The 19,090-nt window shown below is 70.5% G+C and carries 11 protein-coding genes; 2 read left to right on the top strand and 9 right to left on the bottom strand.

What is annotated here, in order from left to right:
• Positions 1-55: 55 nt before the first annotated feature.
• The 3 genes from ABZ453_RS42335 to ABZ453_RS42325 are packed head-to-tail and all read right to left on the bottom strand — an operon-like array spanning position 56 to position 5,113.
• Positions 56-2,812, bottom strand: coding sequence for a bifunctional YncE family protein/alkaline phosphatase family protein (locus tag ABZ453_RS42335; RefSeq protein WP_359023976.1), 2,757 nt, complete (start codon positions 2,810-2,812; stop codon positions 56-58).
• A gap of 4 nt (positions 2,813-2,816) precedes the next feature.
• The gene (locus tag ABZ453_RS42330; RefSeq protein ID WP_359023974.1) at positions 2,817-4,175 is read right to left on the bottom strand and encodes an ABC transporter permease; all 1,359 of its coding nucleotides are present in this window, start codon (positions 4,173-4,175) and stop codon (positions 2,817-2,819) included.
• The gene (locus tag ABZ453_RS42325; RefSeq protein ID WP_359023972.1) at positions 4,172-5,113 is read right to left on the bottom strand and encodes an ABC transporter ATP-binding protein; all 942 of its coding nucleotides are present in this window, start codon (positions 5,111-5,113) and stop codon (positions 4,172-4,174) included. Before ABZ453_RS42325 ends, ABZ453_RS42330 begins: the two co-directional genes overlap by 4 nt.
• A gap of 196 nt (positions 5,114-5,309) precedes the next feature.
• Between ABZ453_RS42325 and ABZ453_RS42320 the strand changes: the two genes are divergently transcribed.
• Positions 5,310-6,329 carry a hypothetical protein gene (locus ABZ453_RS42320; protein ID WP_359023970.1) on the top strand — a complete coding sequence of 340 codons (1,020 nt, stop codon included), beginning with the start codon at positions 5,310-5,312 and terminating at the stop codon, positions 6,327-6,329.
• A gap of 16 nt (positions 6,330-6,345) precedes the next feature.
• On the opposite strand, the gene ABZ453_RS42315 is transcribed toward ABZ453_RS42320, so the two are convergent.
• From ABZ453_RS42315 to ABZ453_RS42295, 5 genes are all read right to left on the bottom strand, one after another.
• Positions 6,346-7,584 (bottom strand): cation:proton antiporter, encoded by a 1,239-nt coding sequence (locus tag ABZ453_RS42315; RefSeq protein WP_359023968.1) that lies wholly within the window; start codon positions 7,582-7,584, stop codon positions 6,346-6,348.
• A gap of 5 nt (positions 7,585-7,589) precedes the next feature.
• A complete protein-coding gene (locus tag ABZ453_RS42310; RefSeq protein WP_359023966.1) occupies positions 7,590-8,075 on the bottom strand; it encodes a TrkA C-terminal domain-containing protein in 486 nt (161 codons plus the stop codon).
• A 91-nt stretch (positions 8,076-8,166) separates the two neighbouring features.
• Entirely contained in the window at positions 8,167-13,362 is a 5,196-nt protein-coding gene (locus tag ABZ453_RS42305; protein ID WP_359023964.1) for a family 43 glycosylhydrolase, read from the bottom strand.
• Positions 13,363-13,605: 243 nt separating this feature from the next.
• Positions 13,606-13,860 (bottom strand): EF-hand domain-containing protein, encoded by a 255-nt coding sequence (locus ABZ453_RS42300; protein WP_359023962.1) that lies wholly within the window; start codon positions 13,858-13,860, stop codon positions 13,606-13,608.
• A 54-nt stretch (positions 13,861-13,914) separates the two neighbouring features.
• Positions 13,915-15,981: a SpoIIE family protein phosphatase gene (locus ABZ453_RS42295; protein ID WP_359023960.1), complete on the bottom strand. Its 2,067-nt coding sequence runs from the start codon at positions 15,979-15,981 to the stop codon at positions 13,915-13,917.
• A gap of 211 nt (positions 15,982-16,192) precedes the next feature.
• On the opposite strand from ABZ453_RS42295, the gene ABZ453_RS42290 reads away from it, so the two are divergent.
• Positions 16,193-18,655 carry a SpoIIE family protein phosphatase gene (locus ABZ453_RS42290; RefSeq protein WP_359023958.1) on the top strand — a complete coding sequence of 821 codons (2,463 nt, stop codon included), beginning with the start codon at positions 16,193-16,195 and terminating at the stop codon, positions 18,653-18,655.
• Here the strand turns inward: ABZ453_RS42290 and ABZ453_RS42285 are convergent.
• Positions 18,627-19,088, bottom strand: a complete 462-nt coding sequence (locus ABZ453_RS42285) for an ankyrin repeat domain-containing protein (protein WP_359023956.1) — start codon at positions 19,086-19,088, stop codon at positions 18,627-18,629. The two genes, ABZ453_RS42290 and ABZ453_RS42285, sit on opposite strands and share 29 nt — an antisense overlap.
• Positions 19,089-19,090 lie beyond the last annotated feature (2 nt).

Below are 19,090 nucleotides of genomic sequence, written 5' to 3'. Positions count from 1 at the left end.
GTGACGCCGGCCGCAGGGCCCTGTCGGGATGGGGCTCCGTCGGGATGAGGCTCGGTCAGCCGTCGGACTCCGGCGACGGGAGGTAGGCGCCGGGTACAGCGTTCGGCGCGTAGACCTTCTTGTCGCCCGGGTACGGCTTGGTGAAGTTGTGCGTCTGGTACCAGGTGTAACGGTTCATCTGCTCGGGGTTGGCGTAGTCCGGCACGGCGTTCGGGCCGGTCAGGCGCTGGTGCGAGGCCCAGGCCTTCCACTGCGCCGCGACCGTCTGCGCCGCCTGAGGCACCGCGGTGGTCGTGGGCGCGGCGGCCGCCTGCTTGTCCTGCGCCGCCGGGGTGTCCGAACCACAGGTGGGCTGCGGGCTCACGCCGAGGGTCAGCGAGGTCCGGTTGGGTACCGCGGTGAACGGGGTGCTGTTCGCCTTGGGGGTGAAGGCCCCATACATCGGGGTGGCCGCGCTGTCGAGCTGGTTCATCGGGTGGATGCCGAGGATCTGCTCGATGGTGCGGACCATCGTGATCTGCGAGTAGTAGTGGTTGTCGACGGCGCCGTGCTGGGCGTACGGGCTGATGACCTGGACCGGCGCACGGTGGCCGTCGACGTGGTCGAGGCCGTTCTGGGAGTCGTCCTCGACGACGAAGATCGCCGAGTCCTTCCAGTACTTGCTGTGCGAGATCTCGTCGACCATCCGGCCGACCGCGAGGTCGTTGTCCGCGACCTCGGCGGAGGCGTTCGCCGGGCCGCCGGTGTGGTCGTTGGAGAACCAGAACATGTTCAGGTTCGCCGGACCGTTCTTCTCGAAGTCCTGCTTCCAGATCTGTTCCTTGTAGATGTCCGGGACATCCAGGTCGAACAGCGGGAAGCCCTGTACCGCCACCTTGTTGAGCGACGGGATCGCCGAACCGGTCTTGATGGGGTACTGGGTCTGCGCCCCCGTCGCGGCCATGTTCTTGCTGTCGCAGTACAGGTTCTGCCAGGTCGCGCCGGCCGGCTTGGACTCGATCGACTGGAACTCGCCGAAGTCCTTGACGGACTTCCCGGCCGCCTGCGCGCCGGTCCAGATGAAGCCGGTCTTCTGGTGGCCGAGAACGTCGTCCTCGGTGTCGTAGCTGCGGGTGTACTCGCCCGCGGAGGACTCGGTGTACTCCGGGTTGTCCGACTGCATCAGCCAGTTGTGGCCCTCGGCGGAGTTCGTGCCGACGTCGTAGAAGTTGTCGTAGAGCCCGAACTGCTGGGCCAGCGCGTGCTGGTTGGGCGTCACGTTCTCGCCGAACGTCGTCAGCGAGGAGTCGCCGTCGCCCTGCGGCAGGTCCCCGAAGACCTGGTCGTAGGTCCGGTTCTCCTTGACCAGCAGGAAGACGTGCTTGATCGTCGAGGGGTCACCCAGGCGCACCGGGACCGGCAGCGGGTTGGCGTGGCCCTTGCCGTTGGCGGTGAGGACCGAACCGGCCGTCCAGCCGTTCCGCTTGAAGACGTTGGCCGTCTGCGAGCGGACGGTCTTGTCGTCGGGCAGCGTGAACTGCGTCAGGCTCGACGTCGTGTCGTGGGTGTTGTGACCACTGGCGGTGGTGGGGCGGCGGGCGTCGATGCCACGGGTGTTGGAGACGATCACCTGCTTGCCGACGGTGGTGATCCCCGAGGGGAAGTAGTCCGTCGGGAGCAGGCCGACGTAGCGGGCCGGCTGCTGCGCGGAGGTGTAGCGGTAGACGGCGACGGCGTTGGCGCGGCCGAGCGTCACCAGCAGGCGGCCGTCGTCGGTGAGCGTAACGGCGTTGGGCTCGTAGCCGACGGAGGCCTCCGGCCACGGCTGGGTGGCGATGGTCTGGACGACCTTGTCCTTGGCCGTGTTGATGACCGAGACGCTGTTGTCGGCGGTGTTCGTGACGAACACCGTGCCCTTCTTGGCGTACACCGCGGTCGGATGCAGACCGACCTCGATGCTGCCGACGGCGGCCGACGGGTCCGACGTGTCGATGACGCTGACCGTGCCGGTGGTGGCGGCGCCGGTGTCGGGGTTGGCCGGCACCTGGGTGCCGTAGGAGTTCATGGTGGTCTCGCCGGCCTTGGCCGGGCGCCCGCCCTCGTTGCTGATGTAGAGCTTGCCGCCCACCAGGGCGAGACCGCGCGGGGCGTTGCCGACAGTCCAGCTCTGCTTGATGGTTCCGCTGGCCGCGTCGATGGCGACGACCCGGTTCTGGCCGTTGACCGCCGAGTAGACGGTGGAGCCGTCGGCGGAGAAGACCGCCGCGCCCACCAGTGCGTGCTTGGTGCCGTCGGCCGGGATGGAGACGGTCACCGGGTTGGCGAGGGTGCCGTCCGCGCCCACGGTGAACTTGGTGTAGCCGTCGGCCTGGCCGAGCCACAGCTGCGTGCCGTCGGGCGAGTACGTCGGACCCTCCTGGCCGACGGAACCGGTCTTGATGCGCAGGTCGTCCGCCGCGTTGGTGCCGACCTTCTGCTTCACCTGGCCGGTCGCGAGGTCCAGGACGACCAGCGAGGCGTCGCCGTCGGCGACCGCCGCGGCCAGGTGGGTGCCGTCCGGGCTGACCGTGGACGACATGATCTTGCCGTCGTTGATGACCGTGCGGTCGCCGTACGGCTTGATGTACTGGTCGCTGGGCAGCACCTGGCCGTTGCGGGTGACCTGGGCGACCTGCTGGGTGCCGAACTGCCACGTCGAGGCGACGGCGGTCCCCGTGACGCCGAGCGCGACGGTGATGCCCGCCGTGACCAGGAGGGTGCGCCGGCCGACGCGTCTGCCGAAGAGGCTGACCTGCTCTTGCTCGTTAACCCGGCGCAGCCGTGTTACCTGCATGGACTTATCCCTTCGAGGTGGTGTCGAGCAGTTCGACGTTGCCGTCGAACTGCCAAAGGGGGTTCGGGGCGTCCCCGGTGGGGGTACGGACGAGGAAGTAACCGTTGACTTCCTTCGGTCCGTCGCCGTCGGCCACGAACCGCCCGTCTGAGGCGACGTCGAGCTGGTAGATGGCCGTACCGGCCACCGCGACGTCGGGGAGATGCCAGGTCACGACGCAACGCCAGTCGTTGCCCGCGCCTTCTTGAGCGCCCTGGCCGTCGCTCTTGGTGCACGCCGCCGTGGTCCGCAGCTTCGCCTCCGTGACGGCGGGGCGGTGCAACTGCCGGGTCTGCAGCCGGTAGAGGTGGGCGAACGCGGTGGCCACCGAACGCTGGACCTTGTCCTGCTTGATGCCGGAGCCCATGGACGGGGTCGCCACGGCGACCACCGCGACGGTGACGGCGGTGAGGGCGGCCAGCGGCAGCAGCCCGACCGTGAGAGCCCGGCGACCGGCACCGTCGTAGGCCAGGTTGGTGAAGTCCCGCCGCAGGAACAGCAGATACGCCAGCGCCGTCGCCAGCACGGCCCACACCAGGCTGACCGCGACGCCGATCAGCAGCGGGCCGAGCTGGGCCGGGCCGGTGAACAGGCCGTTCCAGGAGATGAAGGCGTAGCCCGGCAGGGCGAGGCGTACGGCGACCGGCAGTGGCAGCATTTGGGCGACCTGCATGCCGAGCGCGACCAGCGGCGGCAGCAGCAGGCCCATCGGGGAGCGCCCCAGAGCGACCGATCCGAGCAGGCCGATCGCGGCGAGTGCCAGGGTCGGGGCGAGCGCGCACAGCCACGCCAGCAGGACCCGGCCTGCCGCGTCACCCGGTGTGAGCACGTGGCCGTCGAGGCCGACCAGCGGCTGGTTGCCGACCGACGCCAGCCCGCCGATCACGCTGGAGCAGACGAGCCCGGCCACCAGCAGCAGGATGACGGTGAGGCTGGCCAGCGACTTCGCAACGAAGATCCTGCGGGGTGAGCGGACCGCCACCAGCAGATGCCGCCAGGTCCCCAGCCGGTCCTCGGCGGCGAACACGTCACCGGCGACCACCGACGTCAGCAGTGGCAGCGCCCAGGTGCCCGCGAAACCGAGCATCACCAGCGGCCCGGCCCACCCCGTGGCATGCATCCAGCGGCCGAACAGCGTGTCGGACGGCAGGGTGCTCTGCCGGCTCACCCCGGCCACGAAGAGCGCAGGCGCGATCCAGCAGGCGAGGACCAGCAGACGGATCCGCCACTGCGAGACCAGCTTCACCAACTCGAAGCGGTAGCCGCGCGACAGCGGTACACGGCGGACGATGGCAACGCTGTCTTCGGCGATGGCCGTGGTCATCGGCCGTCCTCCTGACGCTCGGTGAGGGCGAGGAACGCGGCCTCCAACGGCGAGACGACGGGCGCCAGTTCGCGCACCGCGACACCCGACCGCACGAGGTGCGCCACCAGTTCGTCGAGCGCCGGCACCAGGGCTCGTACCACCAGCACCTCGGCGTCCCGCCGCATCCCGGTGTCCTCGACGACCCTGATCCCGTCCGCGTCGTCGGCCAGTCGGCGCGCGGCCCGCGGATCGGAGGTGCGCACCCGGTAGTCGAGTTCGCGGTTCTCGGAGGCCAGCTTGTTCAACGGCCCGGAGAAGACGACCCGTCCGGTGGCGAGGATGGTCACCTCGGAGCACAGCGCCTCGAGGTCGTCCATCCGGTGACTGGAGACGACCACACTGGTGCCGTCCGCGGTGAGCCGGGTCAGAACCCGGTGCACATGCCTTTTGCCGGACGGGTCAAGGCCGTTGGAGGGTTCGTCGAGCACCAGTAGCCGGGGCTTGGTGAGCAGGGCGGCGGCCAGACCGAGCCGTTGCCGCATGCCGAGGGAGAAGCCGCGGGCCTTGTCGTCGGCGACGTCGGTGAGCCCGACCTGGTCGAGCACCTCGTCGATTCCCGCCGTCCGCGCGTCGTGGCCCCGGAGTCGGGCCAGCGCGGCGAGGTTCTGCCGGGCGGTGAGGGAGGGGTAGAGGCCAGGGCCGTCCACGAAGCCGGCGACCCCGTCGGGAACGGCGAGCGCCCGCTCCACCGGCGTCCCGAGGATCTCCAGCCGGCCGCCGTCGGCGACGGCCAGACCCAGCAGAAGACCGAGCAGTGTCGTCTTGCCGGCGCCGTTGGGTCCCACCAAGCCGTGGATCTGACCCTGCGTCACATCGAGGTCGACGCCGTCGAGTGCCACGACATCGCCGAAACACTTGCTGATGCCACGCGCCCGGACCGCGAGAAGTGCGTCCATAGTCCCCTCTTCCCAAACCCTCAGGAAACCTAGGGACGTCACACAGCGCAGGCGAGGGACCAGGGTTGAACGTCCAGGGAACGGATCGTCAAGTGATTGGCAAGTACATGAGTACGAAGCACTCGCATCGGCCCAGAGTCGGGCAAGGGAGTCGGCCGCCGGGCGTAGGGCACCCGATGGGCGGACACTGGGAGATATGACGCACGAGCCCGGTCAACCGTCCCGCCGAGCCGTACTGTTGGGCGTTGCGGGCTGTGTTCTCGGTGCGGCGGGCTGCGGCAGCGGCACGTCCCACACGGCCCCCTCTCCGTCGGGCGCCTCCCCGCCGGGCACCGCACCGGCCGGTCCGCCCACCCCGTCGCCGCCCACGACACAGGCCGCCGCCCTGCCGCGTACAACACTCTGGCGGCCGACCTCCGCGGAGATCACTCCGGTCGCCAAACTCCGTGCGGTTCAGCTCGTCGAGGCGATCGGGGCGTGGCCGCAGGGCGGGGGCGGCGCGGCGGCGGCCAGGACGCGGGTGGCCGCGCTGAAGCTTCCCGCCGGGCTCGTCGCCCAGGCCGGCCCGCTGCTGCCGGACGCGGACGCGGCCGTCGTGCAGGTGGTCGACGCCCAGTACGGCGGCATCCTCACCGACTCCGCCAGCGTGCTGGTCGTCTGCCGGCAGTGGACGCGTCGGGGCGGCACGGTCGGCGCCGGCGGTACGACGGTGGACGTACGGCTCACCCGTGCCGCCTCCGGCTGGACGGTCACCGCCCTGCACCCGGCGCGGCCCGGGGCGGCCGTGTCACCGCTGCCGAGCCCGGTCCGCGCGATCCTGGCCGACTCCCGCATCGAACTGCCGCCCGCCGCGAGGGCCGATCTGCGCAGCGGCCGCATCCACGACAGTGTCCTCACCGCGATGCGGCAGCTGGCGGGCACCTATCGGATGTACGTCAGCGTCGTCCGCTCCGGCCATCCCCTCGATGTCTTCGGCACCAGCCGCCCCAGCGACCATCCCCGCGGCCGGGCCTTCGACGTGTGGCAGATCGACGGCCACGCGGTGGTCGACCCGGCCACGCCCCGCAACCTGATCGAACGCTTCATGCGGGACGCGGCGGCGGCCGGCTCCTACAACGTCGGCGGCCCCGTCCACCTCTCAGGCGGCTCCAGGGCAGACCAGTACTTCAGCGACAACACTCACCACGACCACGTCCACATCGGCTTCGACAATTGAGCCCGGGCGGACGTTCTCAGGGCCGGCCCACTTCGTGCGGCTCCGCCACGCCGGCCGCACCCTCGGCCGGCGTGTCCTTCGGCTGTTCGGGGCCGCGCAGACGGTGGGTCAGCGACAGCGCCACCGGCTCCGTGTAGCGCGCGGTGAGCGGGCCCAGGATCACCAGGATCAGGACGTACGCCGTGGCCAGCGGGCCGAGTGAGGGCTCGATGCCCGCGGTGACGGCGAGACCGGCGATGACGATGGAGAACTCCCCGCGTGCGACGAGCGTGCCGCCCGCCCGCCAACGGCCCTTGGCGGAGATGCCGGCCCGGCGTGCCGCCCAGTAACCGGTCGCGATCTTGGTCGCGGCCGTGACGACGGCCAGGGCGAGGGCCGGGACCAGGACGGGCGGAATGCTGGCCGGATCGGTGTGCAGGCCGAAGAAGACGAAGAAGACGGCGGCGAACAGATCGCGCAGCGGGGCCAGCAGGTTGTGCGCGCCCTCGGCCACCTCACCGGAGAGGGCGATACCGACGAGGAAGGCGCCCACGGCGGCGGAGACCTGCAGCTGCTGCGCGAGACCGGCGACGACCAGAGTCAGCCCGAGGACGACCAGCAGCAGCTTCTCCGGGTCGTCGTTGGAGACGAAACGCGAGATGTGCCGTCCCCAGCGCACCGCGACGACGAGGACGAGCCCCGCCACCCCGAGGGCGATGCCCAGGGTGAGGCTGCCCGCCGCGATCCCGGCGCCCGCCAGCAGCGCGGTGACGATCGGGAGGTACACCGCCATGGAGAGGTCCTCCAGCACCAGGATGCTGAGGATGACCGGTGTCTCGCGGTTGCCCAGCCGCCCGAGGTCGCCGAGCACCTTGGCGATCACCCCGGACGACGAAATCCAGGTCACCCCGGCCAGTACGACGGCGGTGACCGGCCCCCACCCCAGCAGCAACGCCATCGCGGCGCCGGGCAGGGCGTTGAGCGCGGCGTCGACGAGACCGGCCGGGTACTGGGTCTTGAGGTTGGAGACGAGATCGCTGGCGGTGTACTCCAGGCCGAGCATCAGCAACAGCAGGATCACACCGATCTCGGCGCCGATGGCGACGAACTCCTCACTGGCGCCCAGCGGCAGCAACCCGCCCTCGCCGAAGGCGAGTCCGGCGAGCAGATACAGCGGGATGGGGGAGAAGCGGAAGCGTGCGGCGAACCGGCCCAGCAGTCCCAGCCCGAGGATGATGCCGCCGAACTCGATCAGGAAGCGTGCGGAGGAGTGCATACCGCTCACTCCCGCCCGAGTATCGCGGCGGCCGCCTCGACGCCCTCACGGGTACCGATCACGATCAGTGTGTCGCCGCCCGCCAGCCGGAAGTGCGGAGTCGGCGAGGGAATCGCCTCGGCCCGGCGCAGCACCGCCACGATGGAGGCGCCGGTGGCGGTACGCATCCGGGTCTCACCCAGCAGGCGCCCGTTCCAGTACGAGACGGTGGACAGCTCGATCCGCTCGGCCACCAGGCCCAGTTCGGTCGTGGACAGCAGGTTCGGGCTGTGGTGCGTCGGCTTCATGGCGTCGACCAGTGCCTCCGCCTCGCCCGCGGTCAGCCGCACCGACAGCGCGCACGCGTCCGGATCGTCCGTGCGGTACGCGCTCACCGTGCGCGTACCGTCCCGGTGCGCCACCACCGACAAGCGGCGCTGCTCGCGCGTCGTGAGGTCGTAGCGGACCCCGATCCCTGGCAACGGCGTACTGCTGAGGCGTGGCGCACCCACGGCCGACCCCCTCCGACTTTGACATCTCTTTGGGAAACCTTGAACCTCACCCTACGGGGTGAGGTTCAAGGGGCCGTGCGGTGGCTTCTGTTCAGCGAGTGGGGGAGCCGATCGTGAGGACGCCCAGGAGTGTGGGGCTGGTGGCGTTGTCGTACACCACGTCACCGTCGGACTTCTTCCAGATCCTGATGCGGAAGCGGTCCGGGGTGTCGGCGGCGGTGACGCGGAAGGCGTAGCCGGACGTGCCGTTGACCGTGCCCGATCCCTGGTACACGCCCTGGTCGCCGGTGACCACGAGCCAGTCGGAGGCGGTCGAGCGGAACCTCAGCTTCGCCGGGCCGAACTCGAAGGACACTTCCCCGGTCGGGACGGTGGCCCGCTTGGGGTAGCGGGCGGTGAAGAAGAAGGCGGCCTTGCCGGTCAGATCCGGCTTGGCGGGGTATGCGCCGGCGGGGGAGGTGAAGATCCCGGTGCCGAACACGGAACCGGCCGAGCGGTCATAGGCGATGACCTCGGGCAGCGTCCTGGTGCCGGTGCCACCGTCGTCGTCCGTCACCGTGATCACCGGGCGGCGGATTCCGGCCTTGGCGTAGGTGTGTTCGGCCCGGCAGCCGGCAGCGGTGACCGTCCCGGCCGTCGGCTTGCCGCCGTCCTTCCAGTCGACCGCGCAGGTGTGGGTGTCGCTCGTTCCCGGGTCGTCGAACCGGGCCGTGACGACCGCCCGTTGGCCGACCGGCACCGCGGATCGAGGACCTTCGGCGGAGGTGATGGCCGGGGCCGCGTTGGCCACCGTGACCCTCGCCGTGTCGTGGCTGCGCCCGCCGGTCAGGGTGACCGTGTAGATGCCGTCGTCGGTGCAGGTGACGGTGGTCCTCGCGGCGGCGGGGTCGGCGAAGGTGCAGGGCGCTCCCTGCTCGACCGTCCACCGTGCGCTGCCCGCACCGGAGATCGAGCCGTTCAGCGCGATCGCGTCGCCCTCCGCACCTCCGGTGTCCTCGCCCGCGTGCACGATGGTCACCGGGTCGATGCTCGTCAGTGTGGGGACGACCGGTTTGATCAGGCCGTCGGAGTCGAACTCCAGCTTGTCGACGGTCGTTTCGCGGTGTGTGCCGTCGCCGCCGGGGATGGCGAAGCGGTGGTAGGCGATGTACCAGTCGTCGGTGTTCGGCACCTGGACGACCGAGTGGTGGCCGGTGCCCTTGATGCCCAGGGAGAGGTCCTTGGAGAGAATCACGCCCCGCTTGGTCCAGGGACCGGTGGGGGAAGAGCCGGTGGCGTAGGCGACGCGGTAGTTCTCGTCGCGGGTGTCGTTCTCCGACCACATGAAGTAGTAGGTGCCGTTGCGCTTGATGACGAAGGAGCCCTCGTTGTAGCCGCTGGGCGTGATGTCCTTGACCTTCGCGGTGTCCAGCGAGGTCATGTCGTCGTTCAGCGGTACGACGTACGCGTGGCCGTTGCCGAAGTACAGATACGACTGGCCGTCGTCGTCGGTGAACACCGCCGGGTCGATCATCTGGCCGCTGAACTGCCCTGCCTTCAACAGCGGCTTGCCGAGCGCGTCCTTGAAGGGGCCGGTCGGGGAGTCGGCGACCGCGACGCCGATGTTGGCGTCGGCGCAGAAGTAGAAGTAGTACTTGCCGTTCTTCTCCGCGATCGTCGGCGCCCAGGCCCTGCTGTCCGCCCAGGAGACGTCGGGACCGAGGTCGAGGATGACGCCGTGGTCCTTCCAGTGGACCAGGTCGGTGGAGGAGTACGCCTTGAACTGCGTGCCGCTCCAGCCGTCGTAGCCGTCGGTGGTCGGGTAGAGGTAGAAGGTGTCGCCGAAGCGGACGATGTTCGGGTCGGCGTTGAGGCCCGGCAGGACCGGGCTCTTCATGACGAGCGCCGAGACCGTCCAGCTGCGCTTCTTGCCGTCGGACCCCGTCACCTCGTACGTCACCGGCTTGCTGAAGTCCTGCACGCTGCCGGAGGCGGGGCTGATCGCCGCGCCGTGGGCGAGGGTGAACTCCGGTGCGAGGGAGGTGAGATCGGTGCCCTCCTGCATCGGCAGCGTGATCCTGCCGTCCGCGTTGTCTACGATGGCGTCGACCTTGAGGCCCGGGTGGGAGACATGCGCGATCCCCGCCGTGTTGCCGCTGAGCTCCATCACCTCGGCGGCCGACAACGCCCGGTCGTAGATGCGGAAGTCGTCGACCTCGCCGCCGAAGTACGGGTCGGCCGAGTACAGCGACCGGCCGATGTAGCCGGTGTAGTCCTTGTTCGCGTCGTACAGTTCGGACGGCTTGATGCTTGTCGTCGTACGGGCCGCCTCGACGCCGTCGACGTAGAGGACCATCGTGCCGGTCGGGCCGTCGAGGGTGACGGTGACGTGCCGCCACTGGCCGGGTGTGAGCTGCGAGCCGGCCGTCAGCTTCGACTCGGCCGACCAACTCGCCTTGGTGATGGCCGAGTAGAGGCTGGAGCCGCCGTTGGAGGGCGTGGCGAACAGGTACTTGTCGCTGTCCGGCCCGAGTCCGAACAGCCACTGAAAGGCGTTTCCGCCCTGCCACTTGGCGTACGTCGACACGGTGACGCTGTCGGCGTCCTTCAGCACGCCGTTCGGGATCTTCACGTACGGCGAGTCGGAGGCGCCGGACATCTTGAACGAGCCGCCGTCGACGCCGGTGCCGAAGGCGGGCGTGCGGGCGTACGTGCCGTGAAAGCCGTGCCCGCTGGAGTCGACCGCGATGCTGCCGGACGTCTCGTCGAAGCCGTAGTGCAGCAGCAGGTCGGCCGGAACGGCCGGGCCCTCTTCCGACACCGTCACCCGGGCCTGGACCGGGATCGCGGCGCCGTCGGGCAGGTTTCCCGTCACGGTGAAGGTGCCGCCCTGGGCGTACTGCGATTCCGGCACGTCCTCCCAGGAGACGGCGACAGGGCGCTTGACGCCGTCGGCATAGGTGGCGATCACCGTGGCCGGCAGGACCGGTCGCTCACCGGTCCGCGTCTTCACCGGCACGTCCTCGACGCTCTCGACCAGTTGGTCCGGCTGGTAGGCGCGCAACAGCCGGTCGTACTCGGCCTGGGTGACCGGCAGGACCGTGCCGTGACGCGGCTTGGCCGGCAGGTCGTAGCCGGTGACGGGGGTCCAGGTGCCCGAGTCGAGGTCGCTGGTCTCGAACGGGATGTAGCCGCGCCCGCCGAACTCGTCGAGGAACGCGTACCACTTGTCCTCGGTGTTCGACTTGAAGACCAACGGCCCCTCGGCGGCGCTCATCGCGCCCTTGCCGATCCCCTCGGCGACCGGACTCCACGAGCCCAGGATGGAGTCGCTCTTCTCCTCGAAGACGAACTTGCTGTTGGGAGTCGAGGAGGAGTTGTTGCGCTCGTCCTTGGAGAGACGGTAGTACGTGCCGTCCTTCTGGATCATCGTGGAGTCGATGACGGACCAGCCGCGGTCGATCCAGACCTTGGGCTCGCTGAAGGTGTAGAAGTCGCGGGTGGTCGCGTACATCATGCGGTTGTACGTGTCGCCGGTGTGCCCGGGGTTGTCGTACAGCTTCGAGGCCCAGAAGACGACGTACTCCCCGAGCCCGCTGTCGTAGAACGCCTCCGGCGCCCAGGTGTTGCCCGCGCTGTCGGGGGAGACCTTGACCAGGCGCTGGTCGGTCCAGTGCACCAGGTCGGTGGACTCCCAGACCATGATGGACTTGCTGCCGCTGCGTTGGGCGGCGTCCCAGTCGCCGTTGCCGTAGATCCTCAGGTCGGTGGCGATCTGGTAGAACTTGTCGCCCTCGGGGGAGCGGATGATGAAGGGGTCGCGCAGGCCCTTCTCGCCGAGCGTCGAGGTCAGCACGGGCTTGCCGTCGTTCAACTCCCGCCACTTCAGCGGGTCGTCGCCCTTGCTCAGCGCCGCGTAGAGCTGCTCACCGTCCGCGGTGCCCTCGCCGGTGAAGTAGCTGAACATATAGCCCTTGAGGGCCTGTTGCGCGGGCAGTTCGGGGACCTTCGCGGTCAGGACACGGGTCGTTCGCGCCTCGCCCCTGGTGACGGTGGCGGTCAGCTCGACGGTGGTGGCACCGGCGCCGTGTGCGGGGCGGTGGACGATGCCGTCGGCGGACACGACGTCCGGTGTGCCGGAGGACCAGGTGACCCGGGTGCCGTACGAACCGGTCGTCGGGAGCGACAGGTTGCCGCGTACGTCGTCGAGGTTGTGGACGGTGAGGGCCTCGGCGGCGTGCTCGGTGGCCGTCCGGTCGTCGAAGTCGGGCAGCACCGTGACGTCGAAGGACTTGGTGTCGCTCACGGCGCCCTTGCGGAGGGTGGCCGTGAGCTTCGCGTGGGCGGCGGGTTCGCCGGCGGCCGGGCGGGTCACCTTGCCCGTGCCGCTCACCACGGCGGTGTCGTCGCTGGCCCAGCTGATCATGGAGCCCCCGGCCGTCCCGGTCCTCGGCAGGTCCAGGTCGGCGGTCACGGCGCCGGTGTCGCCGAGGCTCAGCGCGGCCTTGTCGTCGGCGACGCCCCGGCTGGCGACGGGGAGGGCCAGCCGGGCGACCTCGGAGGCGTCGAGGGCGCGGTCGTAGACGCGGAAGTCGCGGACGCGGCCCTTGAAGAGCTTGTCACCGGAGTAGAGCGACCTGCCGATGTAGTTGGCGGTCGTGGTGCCCGAGCCGATGGAGCCGGGCGTGATGGTGACGGAGGTGTTGCGGCCGACCTCGACGCCGTCCTCGTACAGCACACCCGTGGTTCCGGCCTGGGTGTAGGCGAGGTGCTTCCACACCCCGCGGGTGAGGTTGTGCGCGTCGGCGGGCTTGGTGGTCTGCTCCGTCGACCAGTTGCCGGTCGCGACCGAGGTGCGCAGGGAGTCGCCGGTGGTGAAGAGGTAGCCGTTGCCGTTGCTGCCGCTGGAGTTGCCGAAGCCGTACAGGAAGTACGGCGTGGACTGCGCGGAGTCGATCAGCACGTCGGTCGAGACGGTGATCGCGGCCATGCCCTTCATGATGTCGTTCGGCACTTTGATGTAGGTGTCGGAGCCGTTGAAGGCGAGTCCCTGACCGGTGGCCGACCAGTCGGCGGTCCCGCTCACGGTGCCGACCCGGCCGTTGCCCGAGGCGTCGGGGACGGTGCTGCCGGAGGCCGCGTCGAGCTTGTACCAGAGGGCCAGCCCGTCGGTGACGTCCGCGCTTTCCGCCGCGTGCGCGGCAGAGAGCGGTGCGGTGAGGCCCAGGAACAGCGACACGGTGGTCAGACCGGCGAGCCGGCCGGCCCAGCGTCTGACACGGGTGCGCCGGCGTGCGAGGTACGTCATGGTGGGGGTTCCTTGCGGAGGCATGGCTGACGGGGGGAGCAAGGCAGGGGAAGCCGGCCGGGAACGGGCGCCCCGGTCAGGGGCGCCTGATCGTTTCGGCTGAGTGACGTCGTGTTGCGAGAGTGTCAATCGAAGGTCATGCCACCGTCAAGAGGTTTCGAACGATGTCCGACAGGCCGAACGAGCGAGGTGTTCGGGCCTCAACTCTCGGACAGCCGGAGGGGGTTGCCGTCGCTCTTTCGCTCAGCTCCAGCCGAAGCGACGGTCCACGACTGCCGAGAACTCCTCCAGCGTCACGGCCGCGTCCCCGTTCTGGTCGGCGGCGTCGAAGAGGGCGGAGGAGGCGTCGGCGTCTCCCAGCGCCCACAACGGCAGGTCCCCCGACGCGGCGAGCGTGGGACCCTTGCTCCACAGCGCGATGATCACCTCATCGCGGGTCAGGGTCCCGTTGTGGTCGAGGTCGAGCGCCTCGAACAGCTTGCGGGCTTTGTCGCTCATGGTTCCCCTCATCGCCTCTCAGGAACGAGAACGCCGGTCCGCCGCCCTGGTTCCCTACAGTGCCCGGGCGACGAGGAGAGCGACGTCGTCGTGGTCGTCGGGGTGGCGCAGGCCGTAGAGCAGGAGGTCGCAGGTCTCCTCCAGCGGGCGGTGCGGCTCGTCGAGGAAGCCGAGCAGGGTCTGCAGACGGTCGTCGATGGAGTGGTGCCGCGTCTCGACCAGGCCGTCGGTGTAGAGGACGAGCAGATCGCCGGGATCGAGGCGGGTCGTGGTGGTCTCGAAGGTGATGCCGCCGACACCGAGCGGTGCGCCGGAGGGCAGGTCGAGCAGCTTCGGGGCGTGATGAGGGCCGGCCAGCGCGGGCGGCATGTGGCCGGCGTTGGCGAGCAGGCACTGGCGGGTGTGGGGGTCGTACACGGCATAGAGGCAGGTGACGATGTAGTGCTCCAGATCGCAGGTGATCTTGTCGAGGTGGCGGAGCACGGAGGCGGGCTCGAGATCGAGGTCGGCGTAGGCACAGGTGGCGGTGCGCAACCGGCCCATGGTGGCCGCGGCGTCGATGCCGTTGCCCATGACGTCGCCGACGACGAGCGCGGTCTTGTCGTCCTCGAGCGGGATGACGTCGTACCAGTCGCCGCCGACCTCACTGGTGGCCTGGGCGGGCTGGTAGCGGGAGGCCAGCTCCAGCCCCGCGTGCTGCGGCGGATGATCGGGCAGCAGGCTGCGCTGCAGGGTCAGGGAGGTGTTGCGCACGCTCTGGAACCAGCGGGCGTTGTCGATGGCCACCGCCGCGCGCCCGGCGAGCTCGGCGGCCAGCACGACGTCGTCCTCGTCGAACGGCAGCGGATTGCGGGTCCGTTTGAGGTCGAACGCGCCGAGCACCTCGCCGTGGGCGATCAGCGGTACCGCGAGGTACGAATGGACGCCTGCCCGGGCCAGCAACGAGCTGGCCTCGGCGTCCCGCGCGATGCGCGGCAGGTCCTGTTCGCCGACATGCCGCACCAGGACCGGGCGGCCGCTGTGGACGCACAGGGTGACCAGCCGGTCGCCCTCATAGGCGGCCAGTCCGCCGGGCGGGTCGGCGGCGCGCAGGGCCACCGTCGGATGGGCCGCCTTGAGCGCGAGGGCGCGGAAGAGTTCGGGTCCGTCGTCCGGTCTGCGGGAGCGGCGGCAGGACAGCGCCGAATCCAGGACGTCGACGGCGACCACGTCGGCCAGTTGCGGGACGGCGATCTCGGCCAACTCCCGGGCGGTCTCCTCCACCTCCAGCGTGGTCCCGACCCGCACCGAGGCGTCCGCGATGAGCGCGAGCCGGCGCCGCGCCCGGTCGGCCTCGGCCGCCGCGCGGTGCCGCTCGGTGACGTCGACGACCGACGCGGCCGCGCCCAGGACCCGGCCCCCGGGGTCCTCCAGCCGGTAGAACGACATGGACCAGGCGTGCTCGTGCTCGGGGTCGGTCCGCGGACGGCCGACGTGGTACTGGTCCAGCAGCGGCGTGCCGGTGGTGAGCACCTGGCGCAGCGCGGACTCGATGGTGTCGATGTCCGGCAGCGGCAGGGTCTCCCGCAGGCCCCGGCCCACGTGCTCCTCGGCGGGGACGCCGTCGATGCGCTCCAGTGCCGGGTTGACCAGCAGATAGCGCAGGTCGGGGTCGAGCAGGGCCAGGCCGATGGGGGACTGCCGGATCAGCCGGTCGCACAGGGCCAGGTCGGTCTCGACGCGCTGCAGGAGGTCGTGGTCGGCGGCGATGCCCAGCGCGTAGACGTCCCCGAGGTCGTCCTGCAGCCGCATGTTGCGGAACTCCATGACCCGGGTGCTGCCGTCCTTGTGCCGGATCGGGAAGGCGCCGGCCCAGCTCCGCCCGGTCCGCAGCACCTCCGTGAACAGCCTGACCACGGCCTTGAGATGCTCGGGGTGGATGAACAGCCGCGCCGCGTACTTTCCGAGCGCCTCCTGCGCGGAGTACCCGAACAATTCCTCGGCCTGCGGGGTCCAGAACACGATGCGCCCGTCGGCGTCGACGACCGTCGCGGCCACGCTCAGGAGGTCCAGCAGACCGGTCGGCGGGGGTGAGTCGACGCCGGTCGCATCGTCGTCCGGCGCGAAGGATTCGGCTGTCATCCGGCAAGCACCTCCACCGTTCCGCAGGATCCGGCGACCCTTGCCGGCGTCGTCGCACACCCGGGTTCCGACCAGCGGTCCCTCCATGGTCCCTCCGCTTCCGGACGGGCGGAAGCGGGGGAGCGCCGACAACCGGGTCCGTCAGGCCCATGCGCATCGGGCGGACTAGCAGGAACATGGGGGTGTACAGGACGGCACCCGGATGGCACCCATGGATCCAGCGCGAGACGAGCCCGACGGGCCGACGCCCGCGGCACCGCGCGATCTCCTCGATGCGTCCAGCGACGCGGCCGCGGTCGTCACCGCTCAGGGGGTCGTGCTCGGGTGGACCCGTGCCGCCGAAGCGCTGCTCGGCCACCCTGCCGCCGAGATGGTCGGCACCTCCGCCGCCCGTCTGCTGGACGTCCCCAGGGACCCGGCTCGGGTGGCCGGCGTGGTGCAGCGCTGCCGCGCCGGCATGGGGTGGAACGGCCTGGTCCCGCTGCGGCACCGCGACGGACGGTCCGTCGACGCGGACCTCCGCGTCTCCGCGTCGTTCCGGGTCGGCGCGAGCGAGTGCTTCCTGCTCTCGGCGCGGGAGCGGCGCCAGCAGTGGATGATCGGTCAGTCCGTGCTCGACGGGTTCCTCACCCGCTCCCCGGTCGGCATGGCGGTGATGGACCGGGAGCTGCGCTACGTATGGCTCAACGACACCCTCGAACGCTTCGGCGGCGTGCCGCGCGAACAGCGTCTCGGGCGGCGGCTGAGCGAGCTGCTGCCGGGGCTGCAGGCGGCCACCCTCGAAGGGCTGATGCGCAAGGTCCTGCACAGCGGAGTCCCGGTCACCGACTATGAGTACCTGGGCTGGAGCTGGGCCGATCCGCACCGCCAGCGCGCGTACTCCACGTCCTTCTTCCCCCTGGTGGACGCGGGGGAGGCCGTCACCGGGGTCTGCTACATGGTCCAGGACGTCACCGAGCGCTGGACCGCGCGGCGCCTGCTGACGCTGGTCAACGAGGCCGGCACCTGCGTCGGCACCACCCTCGACGTCATGCGGACGGCCCAGGAACTCGCCGACTTCGCGGTACCGCGGTTCGCGGACTTCGTCGTCGTCGATCTCCTGGAGCCCGTCCTGAGCACCGAGGGGCACGGGGCGTGGCTGACGGACGCCGGGCCCGCACCCGCCCAGCCGGTGCTGCGGCGCGCCGGGATGAGCTCGGTGCGGGAAGGCTGTCCCGAGGCCGTGGTGCGGATCGGGGAGCAAGCGGGCTTCCTGCCGCCGACACATGATCTGAGTCTGCTCATCGACGGTGAGCCGATCCTGCTCCCGGTCATCGATCCCTCGGCCAAGGAGTGGGTCACAGAGGAGCCCGAACGGGCCCAGAGGATCCGCGAGTTCGGCCTGCACTCGCTGATCTCCGTACCGATGCGGGCACGCAACACCGCGCTCGGCATCACCACCTTCCTCCGCTCGCTCAACCCGGTCCCCTTCCAGCCGGACGACGTGCTGCTGGCCCGGGAAGTGGTGGCCCGGGCGGCGCTGTGCGTCGACAACGCCCGCCGCTACACCCGCGAACACACCGCGGCGGTGACCCTGCAGCGCAGTCTGCTGCCGCAGGCCCTTTCCGGCGGAACCGCGCTGGAGGTGGCCTCCGCCTATCTGCCGGCCGACCCCACGGACGGTGTGGGCGGCGACTGGTTCGACGTGATCCCGCTGTCCGGGGCCAGGGTCGGTCTCGTCATCGGCGACGTGGTGGGACACGGCATCACCGCCGCGGCGGCCATGGGCCGGCTGCGTACGGCGGTGCAGACCCTCGCCGACATGGAACTGCCGCCCGACGAACTACTGGCCCACCTCGACGACCTCGTCCTCCGGCTGAGCGCCGAGAAGACCGACGGGGGGCCGGCCCAGGGAAGCATGACCGCCTTCCTCGGGGCGACCTGCCTGTACGCCGTCTACGACCCGGTCACCGGTCGCTGCACCATGGCCCGCGCCGGACACCCCCCGCCCGTCGTGGTCGCACCCGACGGCCGGGTCTCCTTCCCCGAGCCGCCGGCCGGACCGCCGCTGGGACTCGGCGCCATGGCGTTCGAGGCCACCGAGATCGAACTCGCCGAGAACAGCCTGATCGGCCTCTACACCGACGGTCTCATCGAGGGATCCGACGGCGACATCGAGCGCGGCATGTCCCGCCTGGCCGAGGCGCTCACCCGCTCCGGCGCCGACCTGCCCACGCTGTGCACATCCGCGGTGCAGCAGCTCGTCCCCGGACCGCAGCCCGACGACATCGCCCTGCTCCTGGCCCGCACCCGCACTCTGGGCGCGGACCATGTCGCCTCCTGGGACGTGCCCGTGGACCCGGCCGCCGTCGCCGACCTCCGCGCGCGGGCCACCCGCCAGGTGGAGGCCTGGGGACTGCGGGACCTCGCCATGACGACGGAACTCGTCGTCAGCGAACTGGTCACCAACGCGATCCGCTACGCCGAGCCGCCCATACGTCTGCGACTGATCCGCGACACCAACCTGACCTGCGAGGTCGCCGACTCCAGCAGCACGGCCCCCCGCCTGCGACACGCCCGCAGCACGGACGAGGGCGGCCGCGGCCTCTTCCTCGTGGCCCAGCTGACCGACCGCTGGGGCGCCCGCTACACACCCGAGGGAAAGATCATCTGGGCGGAGCAGGAAATTCCGTGAGGCTGGGTCCGTTTGCGGGGCGTGCTCCGGCCGCGATGAGGAGTTCCGCGGTCTCGGGATGGGGGCCGTGGTTCGCCCAGTCCAGGGGCGTCCAGCCTCTTCCGCCGTCCTCACGGAGGTTGGGGTCGGCTCCGTGCGCCAAGAGTTCACGCACGGTCCTGCTGTGCCCCCAGCACGAGGCCGCGCACAAGGGTGTGCCCTCCGCCCCGACTCCCCGGCTCTCCCCGTCCGGGGCGGCACCTGCGGTCAGCAGCAGGCGCGCGATCTCGGACTGACCCTGCACGGACGCCAGATACAGAGGGGTGGTGCCGTCGCTGTCCGCTCGCTCCGGGTGCGCGCCCACGCGCAGCAGCGCCGCCACCCGTGCCGGGTCAGCGGCCAGTATCGCCGCGAAGAGATGACGGGAAAGCTTCTTCTGCCGCCGCTGTTTCACGG

The organism is Streptomyces sp. NPDC005799 (assembly GCF_040630525.1).
In the GTDB taxonomy this organism is placed as follows: domain Bacteria; phylum Actinomycetota; class Actinomycetes; order Streptomycetales; family Streptomycetaceae; genus Streptomyces; species Streptomyces griseorubiginosus_B.
Note: the sequence above shows the minus strand (reverse complement) of the source record. Positions and strands in the feature narration are given on the sequence as shown.

What these genes read in the sequence shown, in the direction of transcription:
- ABZ453_RS42335 (WP_359023976.1), bottom strand. Translation starts at nt 2,812, where the DNA reads ATGCAGGTAACACGGCTGCGCCGGGTTAACGAGCAAGAGCAGGTCAGC.
- ABZ453_RS42330 (WP_359023974.1), bottom strand. Translation starts at nt 4,175, where the DNA reads ATGACCACGGCCATCGCCGAAGACAGCGTTGCCATCGTCCGCCGTGTA.
- ABZ453_RS42325 (WP_359023972.1), bottom strand. Translation starts at nt 5,113, where the DNA reads ATGGACGCACTTCTCGCGGTCCGGGCGCGTGGCATCAGCAAGTGTTTC.
- ABZ453_RS42320 (WP_359023970.1), top strand. Translation starts at nt 5,310, where the DNA reads ATGACGCACGAGCCCGGTCAACCGTCCCGCCGAGCCGTACTGTTGGGC.
- ABZ453_RS42315 (WP_359023968.1), bottom strand. Translation starts at nt 7,584, where the DNA reads ATGCACTCCTCCGCACGCTTCCTGATCGAGTTCGGCGGCATCATCCTC.
- ABZ453_RS42305 (WP_359023964.1), bottom strand. Translation starts at nt 13,362, where the DNA reads ATGACGTACCTCGCACGCCGGCGCACCCGTGTCAGACGCTGGGCCGGC.
- ABZ453_RS42300 (WP_359023962.1), bottom strand. Translation starts at nt 13,860, where the DNA reads ATGAGCGACAAAGCCCGCAAGCTGTTCGAGGCGCTCGACCTCGACCAC.
- ABZ453_RS42295 (WP_359023960.1), bottom strand. Translation starts at nt 15,981, where the DNA reads ATGACAGCCGAATCCTTCGCGCCGGACGACGATGCGACCGGCGTCGAC.
- ABZ453_RS42290 (WP_359023958.1), top strand. Translation starts at nt 16,193, where the DNA reads ATGGATCCAGCGCGAGACGAGCCCGACGGGCCGACGCCCGCGGCACCG.